This window comes from Algoriphagus formosus (assembly GCF_002807035.1).
GTDB lineage: Bacteria > Bacteroidota > Bacteroidia > Cytophagales > Cyclobacteriaceae > Algoriphagus > Algoriphagus formosus.
The window spans coordinates 1,058,596-1,074,042 of the sequence record NZ_NIUC01000002.1 but is presented as its reverse complement, the minus strand read 5'-3'; the positions used below and the strand labels follow the sequence as shown (position 1 = coordinate 1,074,042).

Sequence of the window (15,447 nt, the reverse complement as noted above, 5' to 3'; positions counted from 1 at the left end):
AATAACTATTGAAAAAGGGTCCTGCATTTTATTTTGCAGGACCCTTTGATTTTACAAGGTTTAGAATTTCAATTTCAACCCAAGCAAGAAATTGGTTCCTGCTTGAGGATAGTAGAAGTTCTCTGTGATCAATTCACGTCCATTTCCTCCTGGTACAAAATAGCTAAAGGTGTAGCCGTTTGGCTCGTAGAGTTCATTGAAGATATTATTGATGAGTAAGTTGATCTCCAACCCTTTGAAATATCGCGGTTGAGTCGAATAGCTAATTCGAAGGTCGTTGGTAAAGAAGGCGTCCAGTGAGCGGTCCACATTCGAGGTGTTGTCGAGGAATTGTCGGCCAACATATTTGCTAAACCAATTGACTGATAGGTTTTTGGTTGGCTGAAATTCAATGATAGCCGACCCGACCACATTCGGCGAGAAAGCAATATCGGTGTCCGTGTAGGTAAAAGTCTCTTGCTGAAACTCCTCTACGGAATAGTCATCGATGTATTCTGTGAACTCAGCGATTTTATTTTGACTAAAGGCAATATTTCCTCCCAAAGTCCACTGCTTCGAAAGCTGATAGGCACCATCTAACTCAATTCCAGCACGATAGGAAGACGCTACATTTTCGCGAATGTATGCACCGACATCATTGATCTGTCCAGTCAGGATGAGTTGATCCTGATAACCCATGTAGTAGAAGTTGGCATTGTAGGTGAAATTTCCACTTCGGGATCTGACACCAGCCTCGATGTTGTTTAGACGCTCAGGTCGAGGCACTTCTGTGATGGGGTTGTCGGTAAAGTCAGACCGGGTCGGTTCACGATTTGCCACTGCAAAACTTGCATAGTAGGTTCGTTCTCCTTTTTCATAAGAAAAGCCAAATTTAGGATTGAAAAAGGTGTAAGACTCCTGACCATCTACTATTCGTAAATCATCATTGATCCCTTGGAAAGAATAGTCAATTCCCCGTACTTGAAGGTCTCCGAAAATATTCAATCCCGGCTTGATTTCGTAGGTGGCTTTAGCATAGATATTCCGATCGTCTTTGATTGCATTATTGTCGTAGTATCGATCTCTGATATTGGTATTCCCTGCAATTCTTGCCCAAATAATCTCACCAAAATGTCCTCCATCGTAGCGATTGGCTCCACCTCCTATGATAAAGTCGAGTTTCCCATTGTCAGATATATAATTAGCAGAACCGATAAATCCATAGAAATCATTGTCCAGCCATCTTCTTCTGATGAAATCGGTGCTGCTGATTATTTCTTCACCGATCTCTACGTTGGGTAGATTGTAGCTGGCAAAATCATCATCCTCTCTGAATTGCTCGTAGTACCCTCTTCCATAGGTGTAGTGAAGCGCGAAATTTGTTTTCCAGTTGCTTCCGACTTGTCCGGTGTAGATTAATTGGTAATGATCCTGCTGATAATTGTCCGTTTCATTGTCGTAGGTGTAGTAGTTCCACGTCCGATCATTCTCCAATTTGTCTTCTGGAAGCCCCCACCAAGATTGATAAGTTTGTTCTTTTCCAGAGAAAGCAATAAGCTTGATCACACTTTTCTCACCATAGTAGCCGCCTGATACAAACCAGCTTCTAAGGTCAGAAAATGCCCTGTCCACAAAACCATCGGAGGTAATTTGAGAGAGTCTTGCATCTACTGCGAATCGATTGTTGAGTAGTCCTGTCCCTGCTTTGACAGTATGTCTCCAAGTATTAAATGAGCCAAATCCATTGTCGATTTCGGCATAGGCATCATCCTTTCTTGTATCTGTCTGGAAGTTGAGGCTGGCACCAAAGGTTGCTGCACCGTTGGTGGAGGTTCCTACACCACGCTGTATCTGCACATTTTCTACGGAAGAAGCAAAATCTGGCATATTGACCCAGAAGACACCGTGTGATTCTGCGTCATTCAGGGGAATTCCATTAATGGTAGCATTAATTCGTGTTTGATCCGAACCCCGAATACGAATCCCGGTATAACCTACTCCGGCCCCAGCATCCGAGTGAGAGACCACAGAAGGAGTGAAATTCAGTAGAATCGGGATATCCTGACCTAGGTTTCGCTTGGCCAATTCGGCCTTGTCGATTGTTTTGAAGGTCGTTGGAGTCGTTTCTGATGCTCGAGTGGCTGATACAATGAATTCCTCTGAAAGGAAATCTTTGCTTTCAAGCTTAAAAACAAGCGTCTCGGAATAAGGCAAAGTAATTTCCTCTGTGAGGGATGCATAGCCTAGGTAGGATACGCGGATGGTTACTTTTCCATCAGGGAGTTTGCTTAGTATAAAATTCCCATCGGAGTCTGTCACTGCTCCTCTACCCGTTCCTTCAGCCCAAATGGCTGCTCCAATTAGTGGCGCGTTGGAGGATTGATCTACTACTTTTCCCTTGATTTGCTGCTGTGCAAATGCGGCGGATATAGTCAGGTAAAATACCAGACTTAGCCATAAATTTTTCATGATACTTTTTCCCTTTCGGGTGATTGAGTGAAACATGGGAGGACTTAGGGGAAGTCATCCGTATTTGTTTACCCGTTTTGCAAAAGTGGACGACAAAAAAGCCAGTTGGTACCAGTTCTGTCTTCAGTGTGTATACTTTGCTTGCTCATTTCCCTTCGCCGGCACTACCCGGATCAGGTAATATGGGTATGATCTCAGCCCGTAATTTTAGGGCACCCCTTATGATCTGATGCAAAGGTATGGAGTAAAAGTTTGAAAGCAAAAAAAGTGATTTAAGTCTTTACTAGCCTTTTTTTAGAATCAATCGTAATGAAATCTACACTTGGCAATTAGAATTTCATCATCTTTTACCTGATAGATTAATCGATGTTCTTGGTCTATTCTTCTTGACCAAAATCCTGAGTATTTGAATTTTAATGGTTCTGGTTTTCCAATTCCTTCAAAAGGGTGCCTAGAAATATCTTTTAAGAGCTCGTTGATTCTTTTCAACTTCTTTTTGTCGGTTTTTTGCCAATAGAGATAGTCCTCCCAAGATTCTTCAACGAATACGAATTTCATTCTTCAAGCAGTTGTTTCTCGAATGATTTTCCGGATTTTAACTTTTGAATAGCAGAATCGAGACGCTCTTCATTTGCTTTAGAGGAAAGTTCATGATGCGTGGCTTTCAGGGAATTGTATTCGGCTAATGACATGATCACAATTCCGCTATCCTTGCCTCTGTTTATAATTAGTGTCTCAAAGTTTTGGGAAATCTGATCAAAATAACGCTTGATGTCTTTTCTAAAATCTGATAATGTAGTAGTGAGCATGGCGATTAAATTTGTACACAAATATGTACATAAAATATTAAAGAAATGTTTTCTAATAATTTTTAGGTCCAAAAAAAAGAGGCTTTCGCCCCTTTCTTATAAATCATCCTCGTCAAAATCATCATCATCACCGGGCCCCATATTAAACATGGAGCTGAAGAGATCCTTGAACTGTAAGCCGGTGTCTAGTAAATTTTTACTAAGCTGAGAGTATTCGGCAAGACCGTGAAGGGCAAATTCCATGAAGAATTCCTTCTCTTTCTCCGGTAAATTCTTGACTAATCCGGTCACTACTTCTTCAAGCCCCGGAACCTCATGGAGTGCTTGCTTGTATTCTTTATCTGATTGGGAAGCAAGAATGTCCAATTCATTTCCCTCTCCAAACCAAGCCAAAGGAATCACATAAGGGTCTCCTTCTTTTGATTTCTTTTTCGACTCAGGAGATGGGAAATAGTTGATAAACTGAGAACGTATCGCTTTCCCAATCAAATTGTATGCAACCAAACCTGCGCCTTCTTGTTCTCCCTCGTAGACTAATTCTACCTTCCCCGTAATAGCTGGAATCACACCAATCAAGTCCGCAATTCGTACGGTTGTATTTTCTTCCCCATTCAGGTAAAGCCTCCTTTCTGCTGCTGAAATCAAGTTTTCGTAAGCAGAAATCGTCAATCGGGCAGAAACTCCTGATTTTTCATCTACATACTCTGAACCTCTTGCTTCGACTGCAATCTGTTCGATCAAGTCTTTCATCAGCTCCGGAATGTAAATGTTATCCACAGGCTTACCTTTCAGGTTGGCCTCTTGAGCAGTGATCTTTTTACCTATTTCGATGGACTTCGGATAGTGAGTGATGATCTGACTTTCGATCCGGTCTTTAAGAGGAGTCACGATACTTCCGCGGTTGGTGTAATCTTCAGGATTCGCTGTGAATACAAACTGAATATCTAGCGGCAATCTCAATTTGAAGCCTCGAATCTGAATATCTCCTTCCTGTAAAATATTGAACAGAGCCACTTGAATTCTTGCCTGCAAATCCGGCAATTCATTGATCACGAAGATGGAGCGATGTGATCTTGGAACTAGGCCGTAGTGAATGACCCGCTCATCATTGTAGCTGAGTTTCATCGTAGCGGCTTTGATAGGGTCCACATCCCCAATCAAATCGGCTACAGACACATCGGGAGTCGCTAATTTTTCTGTGTAACGATCATTTCTATGCCACCAAGTGATCGGTGTATCATCTCCCCGCTCTTCGATCAGATTTCTAGCGTATGAAGTCAATGGTGCCAAAGGATCATCGTTTAATTCGGAACCGTACACAATCGGTACGTATTCGTCTAGAAGGAGGGTCATCATTCGGGCGATTCGGGTTTTTGCCTGACCACGAAGACCAAGAAGGTTGATGTTGTGCCGCGACAAAATAGCCCGTTCGATATCAGGAATAACTGTATCCTCATATCCCCAGATTCCTTCAAAGACATTTTCCTTTTGCTTGATTTTAGCGATTAGATTGTCTCGAAGTTCTTCTTTAATAGATTTGGGTTGATATCCGGCAGCCTTCAATTGGCCTAAAGTTCGGATTTGGGTGAGTTCTTTTCCGGTAAGTTTTTGGTAGTCCATGCGTTTGTTTAAAAGCGTTTGGTTCGGTTTCTTCTATAGTCTTCAAAAATCAAATCGCCCAGTCCTTTCAGCGAACTGTAATAGGCGTTTCCATTATTGACTTGTGTAAATTCTTTCACAAATTCTTTCAGATAGGGATCCGAGGCGATCATAAAGGTCGTCACCGGTATCTTCAGCTTTCGACATTGAGCAGCGAGTTTGAGGGTCTCATTTAATATTTTGCTGTCAATTCCGAAGGCATTTTTGTAATACTTAATTCCGACTTTGAGGCAGGTAGGTTTTCCGTCGGTAATCATGAAAATCTGCTTATTCGGATTTTTTCTTCTTCGAAGTAAATCCATCGCCAATTCCAGTCCTGCCACCGTGTTGGTGTGATAAGGACCTACTTGTAGATAGGGTAAATCTTTGATTTCGATCTGCCAAGCATCATTTCCAAAGACAATCACATCCAAGGTATCCTTTGGATAGCGAGTTTTGATCAATTCAGCCAAGGCCATTGCCACTTTCTTTGCAGGGGTGATGCGATCCTCCCCATATAGAATCATGGAGTGGGAAATATCAATCATGAGCACTGTGGAAGTTTGGGAGCGGTATTCCTGTTCGACTACCTCCAAATCATCTTCGGTCAGCAAGTAATCTCCCGAAAATCCGTGATTTGCTTGTGCATTCCGAAGCGAATCAGTCAGTGCGATTTGATCTAGATTATCACCAAATTCATAAGCCCTACGGTCTGTACCCCGCTCATCGCCGGGACCAGAGTGGGTGGTTTTATGCTGTCCTGATTTTCCTCGTTTTAGTTTGCCAAAAATTTCCTCTAAAGCTGATTTCCGGATCGTTTGCTCGGCTTTTCCAGTGATTTTGAACTCCCCTTTTTGATTTTCTTCGGTGAGGTACCCTTTGGTTTTGAGGTCTTCGATGAAGTCCCCTATCCCATAATTGGGATTGGTGAGATTGTATCGTTTGTCCAGATTAGAAAGCCAGTTGAGTGCCTCTGCCACATCTCCTCCGGTCATCGTTACGAGTTGTAGGAAAATATTAAGCAGATTCTCAAAGGTATTTTTCTCTGGATCTTGGGGTGGGATATATTGAGTAAAGCGAAAGCCTTTCATAGTCAGATTTTTAGATACTAGACTCAAGAAGCAAGACAGGGCTTGCTAAAAATCAAGCGAATCAAATCATAAGTTACACGTCTGGATAACAATCTGAAAGGGAATGGAGTTTTCATTATCCACTAAAAACACGAAAAAGATGAAGAATTATGAATTTGCGGTAGGTTTTGTGACGGGAGCTTTGATCATCTTCGTGACGCTGATTCAATTGAATGTCGCCCTACCATTGGTATGGTTGCTATTTATGGCAGGACCATTTTTGGTCATCTGGATGGTATGGTCTGTATTGGTAGCTCCGGTTCAGATCGAAGAGACTTTTGAAGAGCAATGGTATCAGGATAGACCGGATTTGAGGAGAGAGGAATAAAGTCATAAATTGGGGTCTGCATGACCTCATTAGAAAAAAAAGCCCAAACCATCAAATCGACCGCGAAGCGATTGGGCTTCGACTTTTGCGGAATTGCGAAGGCAGAATTTTTAGAAGAAGAAGCGCCTCGATTGGAGGATTGGCTCAATCGAAACTATCAGGGCCAAATGGCTTACTTAGCCAATCACTTCGACAAACGATTGGATCCCCGCAAACTCGTTCCAGGGGCAAAAACTGTCGTCTCTTTAATTTACAATTACTTTCCCGAGAAAAAACTTCCTGAAAAAGCCGAGGATATCAAGCTCGCAAAATATGCCTATGGCCAAGACTATCATTTTGTGATTAAGGATAAGCTGAAAACTTTTCTGGAAATCCTTCGCGAGGAAATTGGGGAAATCGAGGGGCGAGTTTTTGTCGATTCAGCCCCTGTCATGGAACGGCAATGGGCACAAAAGGCAGGTTTGGGTTGGATTGGAAAAAACAGCCTGCTTCTCAATCGGGAGATGGGAAGTTTTTTCTTTTTGGCAGAATTGATCATCGATCTTGAAGTAGAACCTGATTATCCAATAGCCAAAGATTATTGCGGCACTTGCACAGCCTGCATCGATGCCTGTCCTACTGATGCGATTGTACAGCCCGGAGTGGTGGATGGTTCGCGTTGTATTTCCTACCTGACGATTGAACTGAAGGATTCCATCCCAAATGAGTTTAGAGATAAAATGGAAAACTGGGCTTTTGGCTGTGATATCTGCCAAGACGTATGCCCATGGAATCGCTTTTCGCGTCCACATCAAGAGCCCGCCTTTGATCTTCATCCGGATTTAAAAGATTTCACAAAAAAGGACTGGATAGAATTGACAGAAGAAACTTTCCGGAAAGTTTTTAAAAAGTCTGCTGTGAAGCGTACCAAATTTGTAGGACTCAAAAGAAATATCGAATTTCTAGGTGAAAAGAACTCATAGCCTATGCCTCGTCCTCAGTCCACCTTGAAGCAATTTCAAAATCTTTTTAAAACCAAAAAGAGAAAAAAGCGCTCTCATAAAGTGGGGCTTCCTCCTGCATCCTTGGTATATGGAGGAGAAAAAAAACAGGAAGAGGTTTTTATCAATCTGATCACCTATGATGAGTCAGAATTTTTAGAAGAACGAATCGAATTTTCGCAGCTTCAAGATCACCTCAATTTGCAAAATAAAGTAATCTGGATTGATGTGGTTGGCTTGCATGATATCGCTTTGCTAGAGCAAATCGGAAAGCTCTTTGGAATCCATAAATTGACATTGGAGGACATACTTAGCGTAGAGCAACGTCCCAAAATGGAGGTTTTTGACGAGTACATTTTTGCTACGCTGAAGATGATTCAGTGCAATTCGCCTGAGTCTCCCATCTCGGAAGAGCAAGTCAGTTTTTTGATGGAGAAAAATATTCTGATCACCTTTCAGGAAAAAGCAGGAGATGTGTTCCAGTTTGTCAGAGACCGGCTTCTAGACCAAAAAAGGCCTATACGCCATAGAGGTACAGATTACTTACTTTATGCTTTGCTTGATGCAGTGATTGACAATTATTTTTCTGTGATGGAAAATATCGGTGAGCGAATCGAAAATCTGGAATCTCAAGCCATGCTTGAGCCTGGAAAGGAAACCCTGAATGCCCTCTATCTTCAGCGAAGGGAAATGATGGATTTGCGGCGTACAGTCTATCCACTTCGGGAGGTGATTGGTGCTTTTGACAAATATGCCGAGCATAAAATTTCTCCAGAAGTCCGGCCTTTCATCCGGGATTTATATGAAAATACCATTCAAGTCATTGAGACAATGGAAGTATTTCGGGATATGTCATCCGGTGTGTTGGACCTGTATATGAATAGTCTTTCGAACCGAATGAATAATGTAATGAAGGTCTTAACGATCATTTCGACGATTTTCATTCCTCTTAGTTTTGTCGCAGGCGTCTATGGAATGAATTTCGAATACATGCCCGAACTGAGCTCCCGAAATGGATATTTTTACGTTTTAGGAGGAATGGGTATTGCCGCGGTTGGAATGCTCATAGCCTTTCGAATCAAGCGATGGCTCTGATTATTGCAGCCGGATTATTTCTGTACCAGCTCCATTTTTCAAAATGAGCTGACCCTCTTCATAAGCGTAACTACGAACCGCCCGAATCGCTTCCAAAAAGGCATTTTCAAATCTGCTATCCGGACAGGCCATCATGGTCGAACCCAAATTGCCAAATTGCAGCTGCTCATTTTTTTCAATTTCGTAAGGCCCAAAAATCCGATTACATCCACCATTCCCGCTGATTTGCTTTGACTCGGCATCAAATTGAATGTGGGCATCTTTGTCTGTTCCTGATACCTGTACAGGGTTTCCGTTAAGCTCGATAAGTACCCACTTTTTTCCTTCCCAATTACTATCCGGGAAGGATTTGGGGCTGCAAGCGATCAACCAAATAAATGCAATTGTATAAGTGAGACCTTTCATATCTGTCTTTTTAATGATTAAAGCAGATTAAAGGCCAAAAAAATTGAGATGGTGATTTTTAACCTTTTTTAAAAAGCTTTTAAGCTGATATCCATGCTGTTCACCGAGTGAGTCAAAGCACCCATGGAAATAAAATCAACTCCGCATTCAGCCACAGCTGCCAGGGTTTCTTCCGTAATTCCTCCGGAAGCTTCAATACTCATTTTTCCATCTACTAAATCAACTGCCTCTCGCATGGTATCGTAGTCCATATTATCCAACATGATATAGTCTACGCCTCCTACTTCCAGGACCTCAGCTACCTCTTGCAGGTTTCTGGTTTCTACCTCGATTTTTAGATTGAGCGAATTCGCTTTGAGGTAGTTTTTGGTATTAGTGATGGCTTGTCGGATTCCTCCGGCGAAGTCCACATGATTATCCTTCAGCATAACCATATCGTAAAGGGCAAAGCGGTGATTCACCCCTCCTCCGATGTGAACAGCCCACTTTTCCATCAATCGGAAATTGGGAGTTGTCTTCCGGGTATCCATCAGCCTAGCTTTGGTATGAAGGATTTTTTGGGTAAGACGGTGAGTCTTGGTGGCAATCCCACTCATTCGTTGCATGCAGTTGAGGACTAGCCTTTCAGAAGAAAGAATGGAAGCCGCCGGCCCTGAGACTTCTAAGCCAATTTCACCGAAAGAAACAGTCTCTCCGTCTTTTTTGAAGACTTTTACCTCCAATCGAGGATCAAAAGCTTTGAAAATTCGCTCAGCCAACTCAACTCCAGCTAAGATTCCATCGCCTTTGATGAGCAATCTTGCTCTGCCTTGTCTATCCGATGGAAAGGCAGAAAGTGAAGAATAGTCTCCTGGACCAATGTCCTCGGCAAAGGCAGATTGTATAAATTGATCTAGGGCTGAATCAGAAAGATAGGCAGGCTTCATGCCACAAAAATAGGCATATTGAAAGGTTTAGTCGCTGTTTTTGGAAAAATTACCTTAAGCTTTTACAAAGCCAAGGCTGTAAATTTTCAAATCTGTATCGAGTTGGTTGATTTTTATAAAGACCCGATAGCTTGCCTGACCGCTTTGATATTCACCGATGTAGGAACTCAATTTGGGATTAGTTTCACTTCTGTAAACTAGCTGAAACCTCAAGGGAGGGTTTTTTTTGAAAAAATCTCTGATGACCTGTTCTGCTTGGTTTTTGGAGAAATCCCCTTGTTGCCCATTGATATTCAGAGAAATACTATTTTCGAAATAGCGAGCTAGTTCACTGCTGCTCCCAGAATCAATAGCCAAAATCACTGGATCGATAGATTCATTGAGATCTTCCTTGTCCATGAAGGGCATGAAAATCAAGAATAAACTTAATATAAACGGGAGGGCATTCATTTGGGAATCAATTAGACAAATACTAAGCCAAAAAAGTATTAGGAAGAAGCTTTCCTGCTTTTTGAAAAGATGAATTTGAATCGCATTGGGAACTGCTCCTCACAATGGTGAGAAAAATAATATATTTGCCCCTATGGAAAAGAATGTACTTTTAATGATTCTGGATGGATGGGGTATAGCAAGTAATCCGGCTGTATCTGCCATAGACAAAGCGAAAACTCCTTTTGTAGATAGTCTATATCAAAATTATCCTCATGCCAAACTGGATGCTTCTGGATTGGCGGTGGGATTGCCCGAAGGACAAATGGGTAATTCCGAGGTGGGACATATGAATATTGGTGCCGGTCGAGTGGTCTATCAAGACTTGGTAAAAATCAACCAGGCAGTCAAAAATGGAGAATTGAAAGATCATCCGATTTTGACGGAAGCATTTGAAAGTGCCAAAAAGAATAAGAAAAAGGTACACTTTATGGGACTGGTATCCGATGGAGGAGTCCATGCCCATATTGATCACTTAAAAGGACTCTGTGATGCAGCTAAGCATCATGAGCTGGAAGATGTATTTATTCACGCTTTTACCGATGGACGGGATACAGATCCAAAAGGTGGAGTCAAATACCTTCAGAACTTGGAAAATCACCTTCAAAAATCAACCGGGAAAATCGCATCTGTGGTAGGGAGATACTATGCGATGGATCGGGACAATCGCTGGGAGCGTGTCAAGCTAGCCTATGATGCTCTGGTAAATGGTGAGGGAGAGAAGTCCAAGAATATTCTAGCAGCCATCCAAAAGTCCTACGATAATGGAGTGACGGATGAATTCATTCGACCCATCATCCATGTTGGTGCAGATAACAAACCGCTTGGCATCATGGCAGATGGCGATGTGGTGGTTTGTTTCAATTTCCGTACTGATCGAGGAAGAGAAATCACTCAGGTACTCACGCAGCGAGACTTTGAGGATTTCAATATGAAAAAGTTGGATTTAGATTATATCACTTTCACCAATTACGATGATACTTTTCAGGGTATCAAAGTGCTTTTTGAAAAAGACAATCTTAGCAACACTTTAGGAGAAGTCCTGGAGCGAGCAGGCAAAAAACAGATAAGAATCGCAGAGACTGAGAAATATCCTCACGTCACATTCTTCTTTTCCGGAGGAAGAGAAAAGGAATTTGAAGGTGAAAGCCGAATTCTCTGCCCTTCACCCAAGGTGGCCACTTATGATCTCAAGCCAGAAATGAGTGCCTATGAGATTGCTTCGAAAATCAATCCGGAATTGAAGCGAAAATCAGCCAATTTCATCTGCCTCAATTTTGCCAATGCAGATATGGTGGGACACACTGGAGATTTTGATGCTGCTGTGAAAGCTTGTGAAGCAGTAGATGAGTGCGCAAAAAGCGTGATCGAAACTGCCTTGGAAAATGACTACACGATCATAGTGATTGCAGATCATGGAAACTCGGATATGATGATCAATGAAGATGGCACACCAAATACAGCCCATACGACTAATTTGGTGCCTTTCATTGTAGTCGATAAGCATGATCGATTTGAACTTGCCGATGGAAAATTGGGGGATTTGGCACCTAGCATCTTGAAATTGATGGGTGTGGCAGTCCCTGAGGAAATGACCGGAAATATCCTGATCAACTAATGAGAATTAGCCTATTTGTTGTTTTTGGGTTTGTTCTGACCCTTTTGAATTCCTGTGAAAATGCTCCTGGAATTGCTAAGCCAGGAGAATTGGATGTTTTACCCTACTATGATGTAGCCGGTTTTGTGGAGGGTGAAATTTCCAAATTGGGAAATGAGACCGTCCGGAAGACCACTCGAATCAACGGTAAGGAGCAATCCACGGAAGTGACCCTAAGCCAAGAAGAATGGAAGGAAGAGCTAGATGCTTTTTTCAGGGCTGATATCAACAAGCCTTCTATGGTTTCTGCATTTACTACAGAGGTAGATGGAGATATATTGGTCCATAGGCTTTTGCCTGGAGAAAAAAGCCCTGTCAAGGAAATAAAAGTTCGAATAATTGATGATCGACCTATTTGGTTGACTTTTAAGATTTCTAAGGAAAATATTTTCTACACTTCCACCATTCTTGGGGAGATTTATATGAATCAACGAACCCAAAAGATCGATCACTATTCCATCGAAACGACACAAAAGATTATGTTTTTGGATGCAAATAATTTGAGAATCAAAGGAGCTGTTCAGCCATAATCAATTTACCAATTCATAAAAAATCCCGACTTTCTGATGAGAGTCGGGATTTTTTTGTAATGTGTTTACCAAGTTCTACCTCCGCTTGGCCGGGCTCTTCTCCAAGGGCTATCATCCGGCTCAGGCTCCTTGAAGTTGCCGATGATATAGGTGAAGGTCAGCATTCCGTATCGGGTCAATACATTGGTAAATACGTCTGTAATGGCTACATCTGACACGGTTCGGCTGATGCTGTTGTTCTGATTTAACAGATCAAATATCACCACCTTCAATTCTGCTTTATTATTCTTGGCAAAGCGGAAGCCTCCCTCGATATTCCAAAGCCACACTGACTGATCAAAACCTTCCGAAAGTCCACTGTAGAGCATGTTATTTACTGTATTTCCTACAAATAGCTTTCCGTTGTTTGGAGAGTAATACAAGCGAATATTGGACTCTTGCACGTAGAAGTTCTGATCCAGATTGGCCTGCAAGCTAGAGTTTACAATTGTGTAGGTACCAGTAGTGCTGACCGAGAAGTCGACATTCTTACTGATATTGGAACTGATCGTGATTCCTTGACTTAGGTCGATATTATCATTCAGGTTTTTCTCCCCGTTGATCATACCCGGAGTTCGGTTGAAACCGATTCGTGTATTGGTATTGAATTGGAGTTTCAGTTTAGGAATGGGCATTCCATAAGTGGCAAAGGCTCGCAATCTCCAATTGCCATCCAAATTGACCGGCTGAGAAATCTGACCACCTGGTCTTAGCAAAACTTCTCCATTGATCAGCGTATCCTGCGCTGCTACAAAGGTGCTATTTCCGATAAAATTGCTGGTAGCAGAGTAGTTGATAAAGGTGAAGAATGTCTGAGATTTTTCCAGATTCACCTTCGCTATGTTCGCGAAAATATTGTGATTATAGCTCTGCCCAAGATTTGGATTTCCCACACTGAGGTTAAGCGGGTTTTGGTTGTTGATCACGTTTTGCAATTGATTCACGCTTGGCTCGTCGGTATCTGTTCGATACCGAATTCTCCAGCTAAAACCTGATTCCCGATTTCTGTAGTTTATGTTTGCACTGGGCAGTAGATTATTAAAGTCTCTTCTAAAAACTCCTACCTCAGGGAAAAATGCCTCATTATCCAACCTGGCGAACTGATAATCCAAGTTTAGGTTGATGCTGTAGCCGTTATTGTTGTAGGCATAGCCACTTCTCAGGCGTTGCGTGATAAATTTATTATCAAACTCATTACTCAATGCCGTATCCAAAACGGGGAGGTTTTCTTCGTTGAAAACTCGTGTTTTTTGATCAGCAAGGGTTTTGTTGTTGGAAACTTGGTAGCCAAAGGTTCCCATAGCTTTTTTGCCTAAAGGCTCGGTAAAAGTGAGATTTACCCGGTAGTTGAAGCCATCATTCAAAGCGTCTGTTTCTTGAATGGTCGTGTCTAATTGGTTTCGCCTAAAATCTCTGCTTGCAGCCTCCAAGTCAGAAAACTGATCACGATTGCTCCAGGTAGTAGAGATATCGGTAGAAAGTGTTCTTCTGGGTTTATCAAATTTATACCGATAGGTAATATTATTTGAAATGTTGAAAGCTTTAGTCTCTGCTTCCGAAACTGAGCGAAGTGCGGAAAGAGAATCTCCCTCATTTCCCAGTGTCAAGGCATCGCGGTCACTGAAAGTACGGTTGTTTTGAATCGAAAAGCTTGGCGTGATGATGATGCTGTTTTTATCATTCAGGTCAGCTTCAATTCTGGCATTTGCCCGGTGATTGAAGTTTTCGACGTTGTTGATTAGGCTTTCTTGATAAAACTGACTCGTGCTTTCGTTGATAATCCGTTCTTCATTTGTGATTTGACGGAGCGTATTGTTCGTGTTGTTGAAGAAGTAAGAACCGGTGAAGTTTACCTTTTTACCCCATTTATCGCTGTAATTTAAACCTAATGCATTGGTAGCAATGATACCGATGTCATTCCCGACGAAGAAGTTATTATTTCCGCCGCCGCCCCATCGGCCTCCTCCGCGTCCACCACGTCCGCCGCCACCGGAGTTAGCGCTCAAGCCGGCCAGATCCTGTGAGGAGAAATTCTGCTGATTTATGTTATTGGCCAAACCTAATATGGAGAAGCGCCGATCACCATTGAAGAAATTTAAGCTTCCTCCTCCTGAGTAGCGGTCATCGGTTCCATATCCCGCATAGACACGGCCAAACTGACCATTTTTTCGATCCTCTCTCAAAATGATGTTGATAGTCTTGGAGTAGTTGCCATCATCAAAACCTGTCAAACGGCTCTGGTCTGATCGCTGATCAAGTACTTCGACTCGCTCAATAGCATCTGCCGGTAGGTTTCGTAAGGCAATACTTGGATCCGAACCAAAAAACTCCCGGCCATCGACAAGCACCTTTTGGACTGCTTCTCCCTGCGCTTGGAGTTGACCTCCCTGCATCGTGATCCCGGGCATTTTGCGAATCAAATCTTCTGCTTGGGCATTCTCCATGGTTTTGAATGCATTCGCATTGAAAGAAGTCGTATCACCTCTTTGCTCCCCAACTGGAACCTGTCCTTCGATCAATACTTCTCCCAATTCTTTGGTGTCCTCCATCAATACAAGCCTTCCTAAATCGCTTGCATCTCGCAGATTGTGGACTTTGGATATCTTTTCATAGCCTATGAAGGTGATTTCGATTTTCACCTGAGGGATATCAGGCCGTACAATTTCAAATTTTCCCTGTCCGTCTGTTACTGCTCCCCGAAGCAGGGAGTCGGCCAGTGTTTTTATTTGGACATTAGCCCCAACCATGGGCTGATTGATCGTACCGTCAATGACGATTCCGGTCAGTTTTCGCTCAGGCTGAGTTTGGCTTCGCTGGGCAAAAATAGAGTTGCTAGATAAAAAGCTGACAACCAATAAAATGAGAGGTATAATTTTTTTCATAATGAGCAAAGTTCAACTACTTTGACTCAATGAAAAAGCCTAGGGTTTAAACTAATCTGAATAAAAAATAAGAATGGAAAATCTTGGGGAT

The 15,447-nt window shown here is 42.3% G+C and carries 14 protein-coding genes and 1 riboswitch; of the genes, 5 read left to right on the top strand and 9 right to left on the bottom strand.

Annotation, left to right across the window (positions count from 1 at the left end; genetic code table 11):
* Window positions 1-60: 60 nt before the first annotated feature.
* The 5 genes from CDH51_RS10835 to CDH51_RS10815 form a co-directional block, all read right to left on the bottom strand.
* Window positions 61-2,448 carry a TonB-dependent receptor gene (locus CDH51_RS10835; protein WP_100629418.1) on the bottom strand — a complete coding sequence of 796 codons (2,388 nt, stop codon included), beginning with the start codon at window positions 2,446-2,448 and terminating at the stop codon, window positions 61-63.
* Between the two features lie 133 nt (window positions 2,449-2,581).
* Window positions 2,582-2,678, bottom strand: a riboswitch (TPP riboswitch).
* Between the two features lie 70 nt (window positions 2,679-2,748).
* Window positions 2,749-3,006 (bottom strand): Txe/YoeB family addiction module toxin, encoded by a 258-nt coding sequence (locus CDH51_RS10830; RefSeq protein ID WP_092789186.1) that lies wholly within the window; start codon window positions 3,004-3,006, stop codon window positions 2,749-2,751.
* Window positions 3,003-3,257, bottom strand: a complete 255-nt coding sequence (locus tag CDH51_RS10825) for a type II toxin-antitoxin system Phd/YefM family antitoxin (protein ID WP_100628590.1) — start codon at window positions 3,255-3,257, stop codon at window positions 3,003-3,005. Before CDH51_RS10825 ends, CDH51_RS10830 begins: the two co-directional genes overlap by 4 nt.
* Before the next feature lie 96 nt (window positions 3,258-3,353).
* A complete protein-coding gene (locus tag CDH51_RS10820) occupies window positions 3,354-4,877 on the bottom strand; it encodes a P-loop NTPase family protein (protein WP_100628589.1) in 1,524 nt (507 codons plus the stop codon).
* 8 nt (window positions 4,878-4,885) lie between these two features.
* Window positions 4,886-5,986 (bottom strand): vWA domain-containing protein, encoded by a 1,101-nt coding sequence (locus CDH51_RS10815; protein ID WP_100628588.1) that lies wholly within the window; start codon window positions 5,984-5,986, stop codon window positions 4,886-4,888.
* A 139-nt stretch (window positions 5,987-6,125) separates the two neighbouring features.
* On the opposite strand from CDH51_RS10815, the gene CDH51_RS10810 reads away from it, so the two are divergent.
* The 3 genes from CDH51_RS10810 to corA are packed head-to-tail and all read left to right on the top strand — an operon-like array spanning window position 6,126 to window position 8,428.
* Window positions 6,126-6,353, top strand: coding sequence for a hypothetical protein (locus CDH51_RS10810; RefSeq protein ID WP_100628587.1), 228 nt, complete (start codon window positions 6,126-6,128; stop codon window positions 6,351-6,353).
* A gap of 20 nt (window positions 6,354-6,373) precedes the next feature.
* Window positions 6,374-7,315, top strand: coding sequence for a tRNA epoxyqueuosine(34) reductase QueG (queG, locus tag CDH51_RS10805; RefSeq protein WP_100628586.1), 942 nt, complete (start codon window positions 6,374-6,376; stop codon window positions 7,313-7,315).
* A 3-nt stretch (window positions 7,316-7,318) separates the two neighbouring features.
* On the top strand, window positions 7,319-8,428 hold the full coding sequence (corA, locus tag CDH51_RS10800) for a magnesium/cobalt transporter CorA (protein WP_100628585.1): 1,110 nt from the start codon (window positions 7,319-7,321) through the stop codon (window positions 8,426-8,428).
* Here corA and CDH51_RS10795 read toward each other — a convergent pair whose 3' ends face one another.
* The 3 genes from CDH51_RS10795 to CDH51_RS10785 all read right to left on the bottom strand — a co-directional run bounded on the left by CDH51_RS10795 (window position 8,429) and on the right by CDH51_RS10785 (window position 10,209).
* Window positions 8,429-8,833 (bottom strand): META domain-containing protein, encoded by a 405-nt coding sequence (locus tag CDH51_RS10795; RefSeq protein WP_100628584.1) that lies wholly within the window; start codon window positions 8,831-8,833, stop codon window positions 8,429-8,431.
* A 68-nt stretch (window positions 8,834-8,901) separates the two neighbouring features.
* Window positions 8,902-9,759 (bottom strand): carboxylating nicotinate-nucleotide diphosphorylase, encoded by an 858-nt coding sequence (gene nadC / locus CDH51_RS10790; RefSeq protein WP_100628583.1) that lies wholly within the window; start codon window positions 9,757-9,759, stop codon window positions 8,902-8,904.
* 54 nt (window positions 9,760-9,813) lie between these two features.
* The gene (locus CDH51_RS10785) at window positions 9,814-10,209 is read right to left on the bottom strand and encodes a DUF4783 domain-containing protein (protein ID WP_100628582.1); all 396 of its coding nucleotides are present in this window, start codon (window positions 10,207-10,209) and stop codon (window positions 9,814-9,816) included.
* 133 nt (window positions 10,210-10,342) lie between these two features.
* On the opposite strand from CDH51_RS10785, the gene gpmI reads away from it, so the two are divergent.
* Together gpmI and CDH51_RS10775 are read left to right on the top strand one after the other, a co-directional pair.
* Window positions 10,343-11,866, top strand: a complete 1,524-nt coding sequence (gene gpmI / locus CDH51_RS10780) for a 2,3-bisphosphoglycerate-independent phosphoglycerate mutase (protein WP_100629417.1) — start codon at window positions 10,343-10,345, stop codon at window positions 11,864-11,866.
* A complete protein-coding gene (locus CDH51_RS10775; protein WP_157807087.1) occupies window positions 11,866-12,435 on the top strand; it encodes a hypothetical protein in 570 nt (189 codons plus the stop codon). The genes gpmI and CDH51_RS10775 overlap by 1 nt, the downstream gene beginning before the upstream one ends.
* 65 nt (window positions 12,436-12,500) lie before the next feature.
* On the opposite strand, the gene CDH51_RS10770 is transcribed toward CDH51_RS10775, so the two are convergent.
* Entirely contained in the window at window positions 12,501-15,356 is a 2,856-nt protein-coding gene (locus CDH51_RS10770) for an outer membrane beta-barrel protein (protein WP_100628580.1), read from the bottom strand.
* Between the last annotated feature and the right edge of the window lie 91 nt (window positions 15,357-15,447).

Bases quoted from the DNA above. Each gene is read 5' to 3' on its own strand.
- CDH51_RS10835 (WP_100629418.1), bottom strand. From the start codon at position 2,448: ATGAAAAATTTATGGCTAAGTCTGGTATTTTACCTGACTATATCCGCC.
- CDH51_RS10830 (WP_092789186.1), bottom strand. From the start codon at position 3,006: ATGAAATTCGTATTCGTTGAAGAATCTTGGGAGGACTATCTCTATTGG.
- CDH51_RS10825 (WP_100628590.1), bottom strand. From the start codon at position 3,257: ATGCTCACTACTACATTATCAGATTTTAGAAAAGACATCAAGCGTTAT.
- CDH51_RS10820 (WP_100628589.1), bottom strand. From the start codon at position 4,877: ATGGACTACCAAAAACTTACCGGAAAAGAACTCACCCAAATCCGAACT.
- CDH51_RS10815 (WP_100628588.1), bottom strand. From the start codon at position 5,986: ATGAAAGGCTTTCGCTTTACTCAATATATCCCACCCCAAGATCCAGAG.
- CDH51_RS10810 (WP_100628587.1), top strand. From the start codon at position 6,126: ATGAAGAATTATGAATTTGCGGTAGGTTTTGTGACGGGAGCTTTGATC.
- queG (WP_100628586.1), top strand. From the start codon at position 6,374: ATGACCTCATTAGAAAAAAAAGCCCAAACCATCAAATCGACCGCGAAG.
- corA (WP_100628585.1), top strand. From the start codon at position 7,319: ATGCCTCGTCCTCAGTCCACCTTGAAGCAATTTCAAAATCTTTTTAAA.
- CDH51_RS10795 (WP_100628584.1), bottom strand. From the start codon at position 8,833: ATGAAAGGTCTCACTTATACAATTGCATTTATTTGGTTGATCGCTTGC.
- nadC (WP_100628583.1), bottom strand. From the start codon at position 9,759: ATGAAGCCTGCCTATCTTTCTGATTCAGCCCTAGATCAATTTATACAA.
- CDH51_RS10785 (WP_100628582.1), bottom strand. From the start codon at position 10,209: ATGAATGCCCTCCCGTTTATATTAAGTTTATTCTTGATTTTCATGCCC.
- gpmI (WP_100629417.1), top strand. From the start codon at position 10,343: ATGGAAAAGAATGTACTTTTAATGATTCTGGATGGATGGGGTATAGCA.
- CDH51_RS10775 (WP_157807087.1), top strand. From the start codon at position 11,866: ATGAGAATTAGCCTATTTGTTGTTTTTGGGTTTGTTCTGACCCTTTTG.
- CDH51_RS10770 (WP_100628580.1), bottom strand. From the start codon at position 15,356: ATGAAAAAAATTATACCTCTCATTTTATTGGTTGTCAGCTTTTTATCT.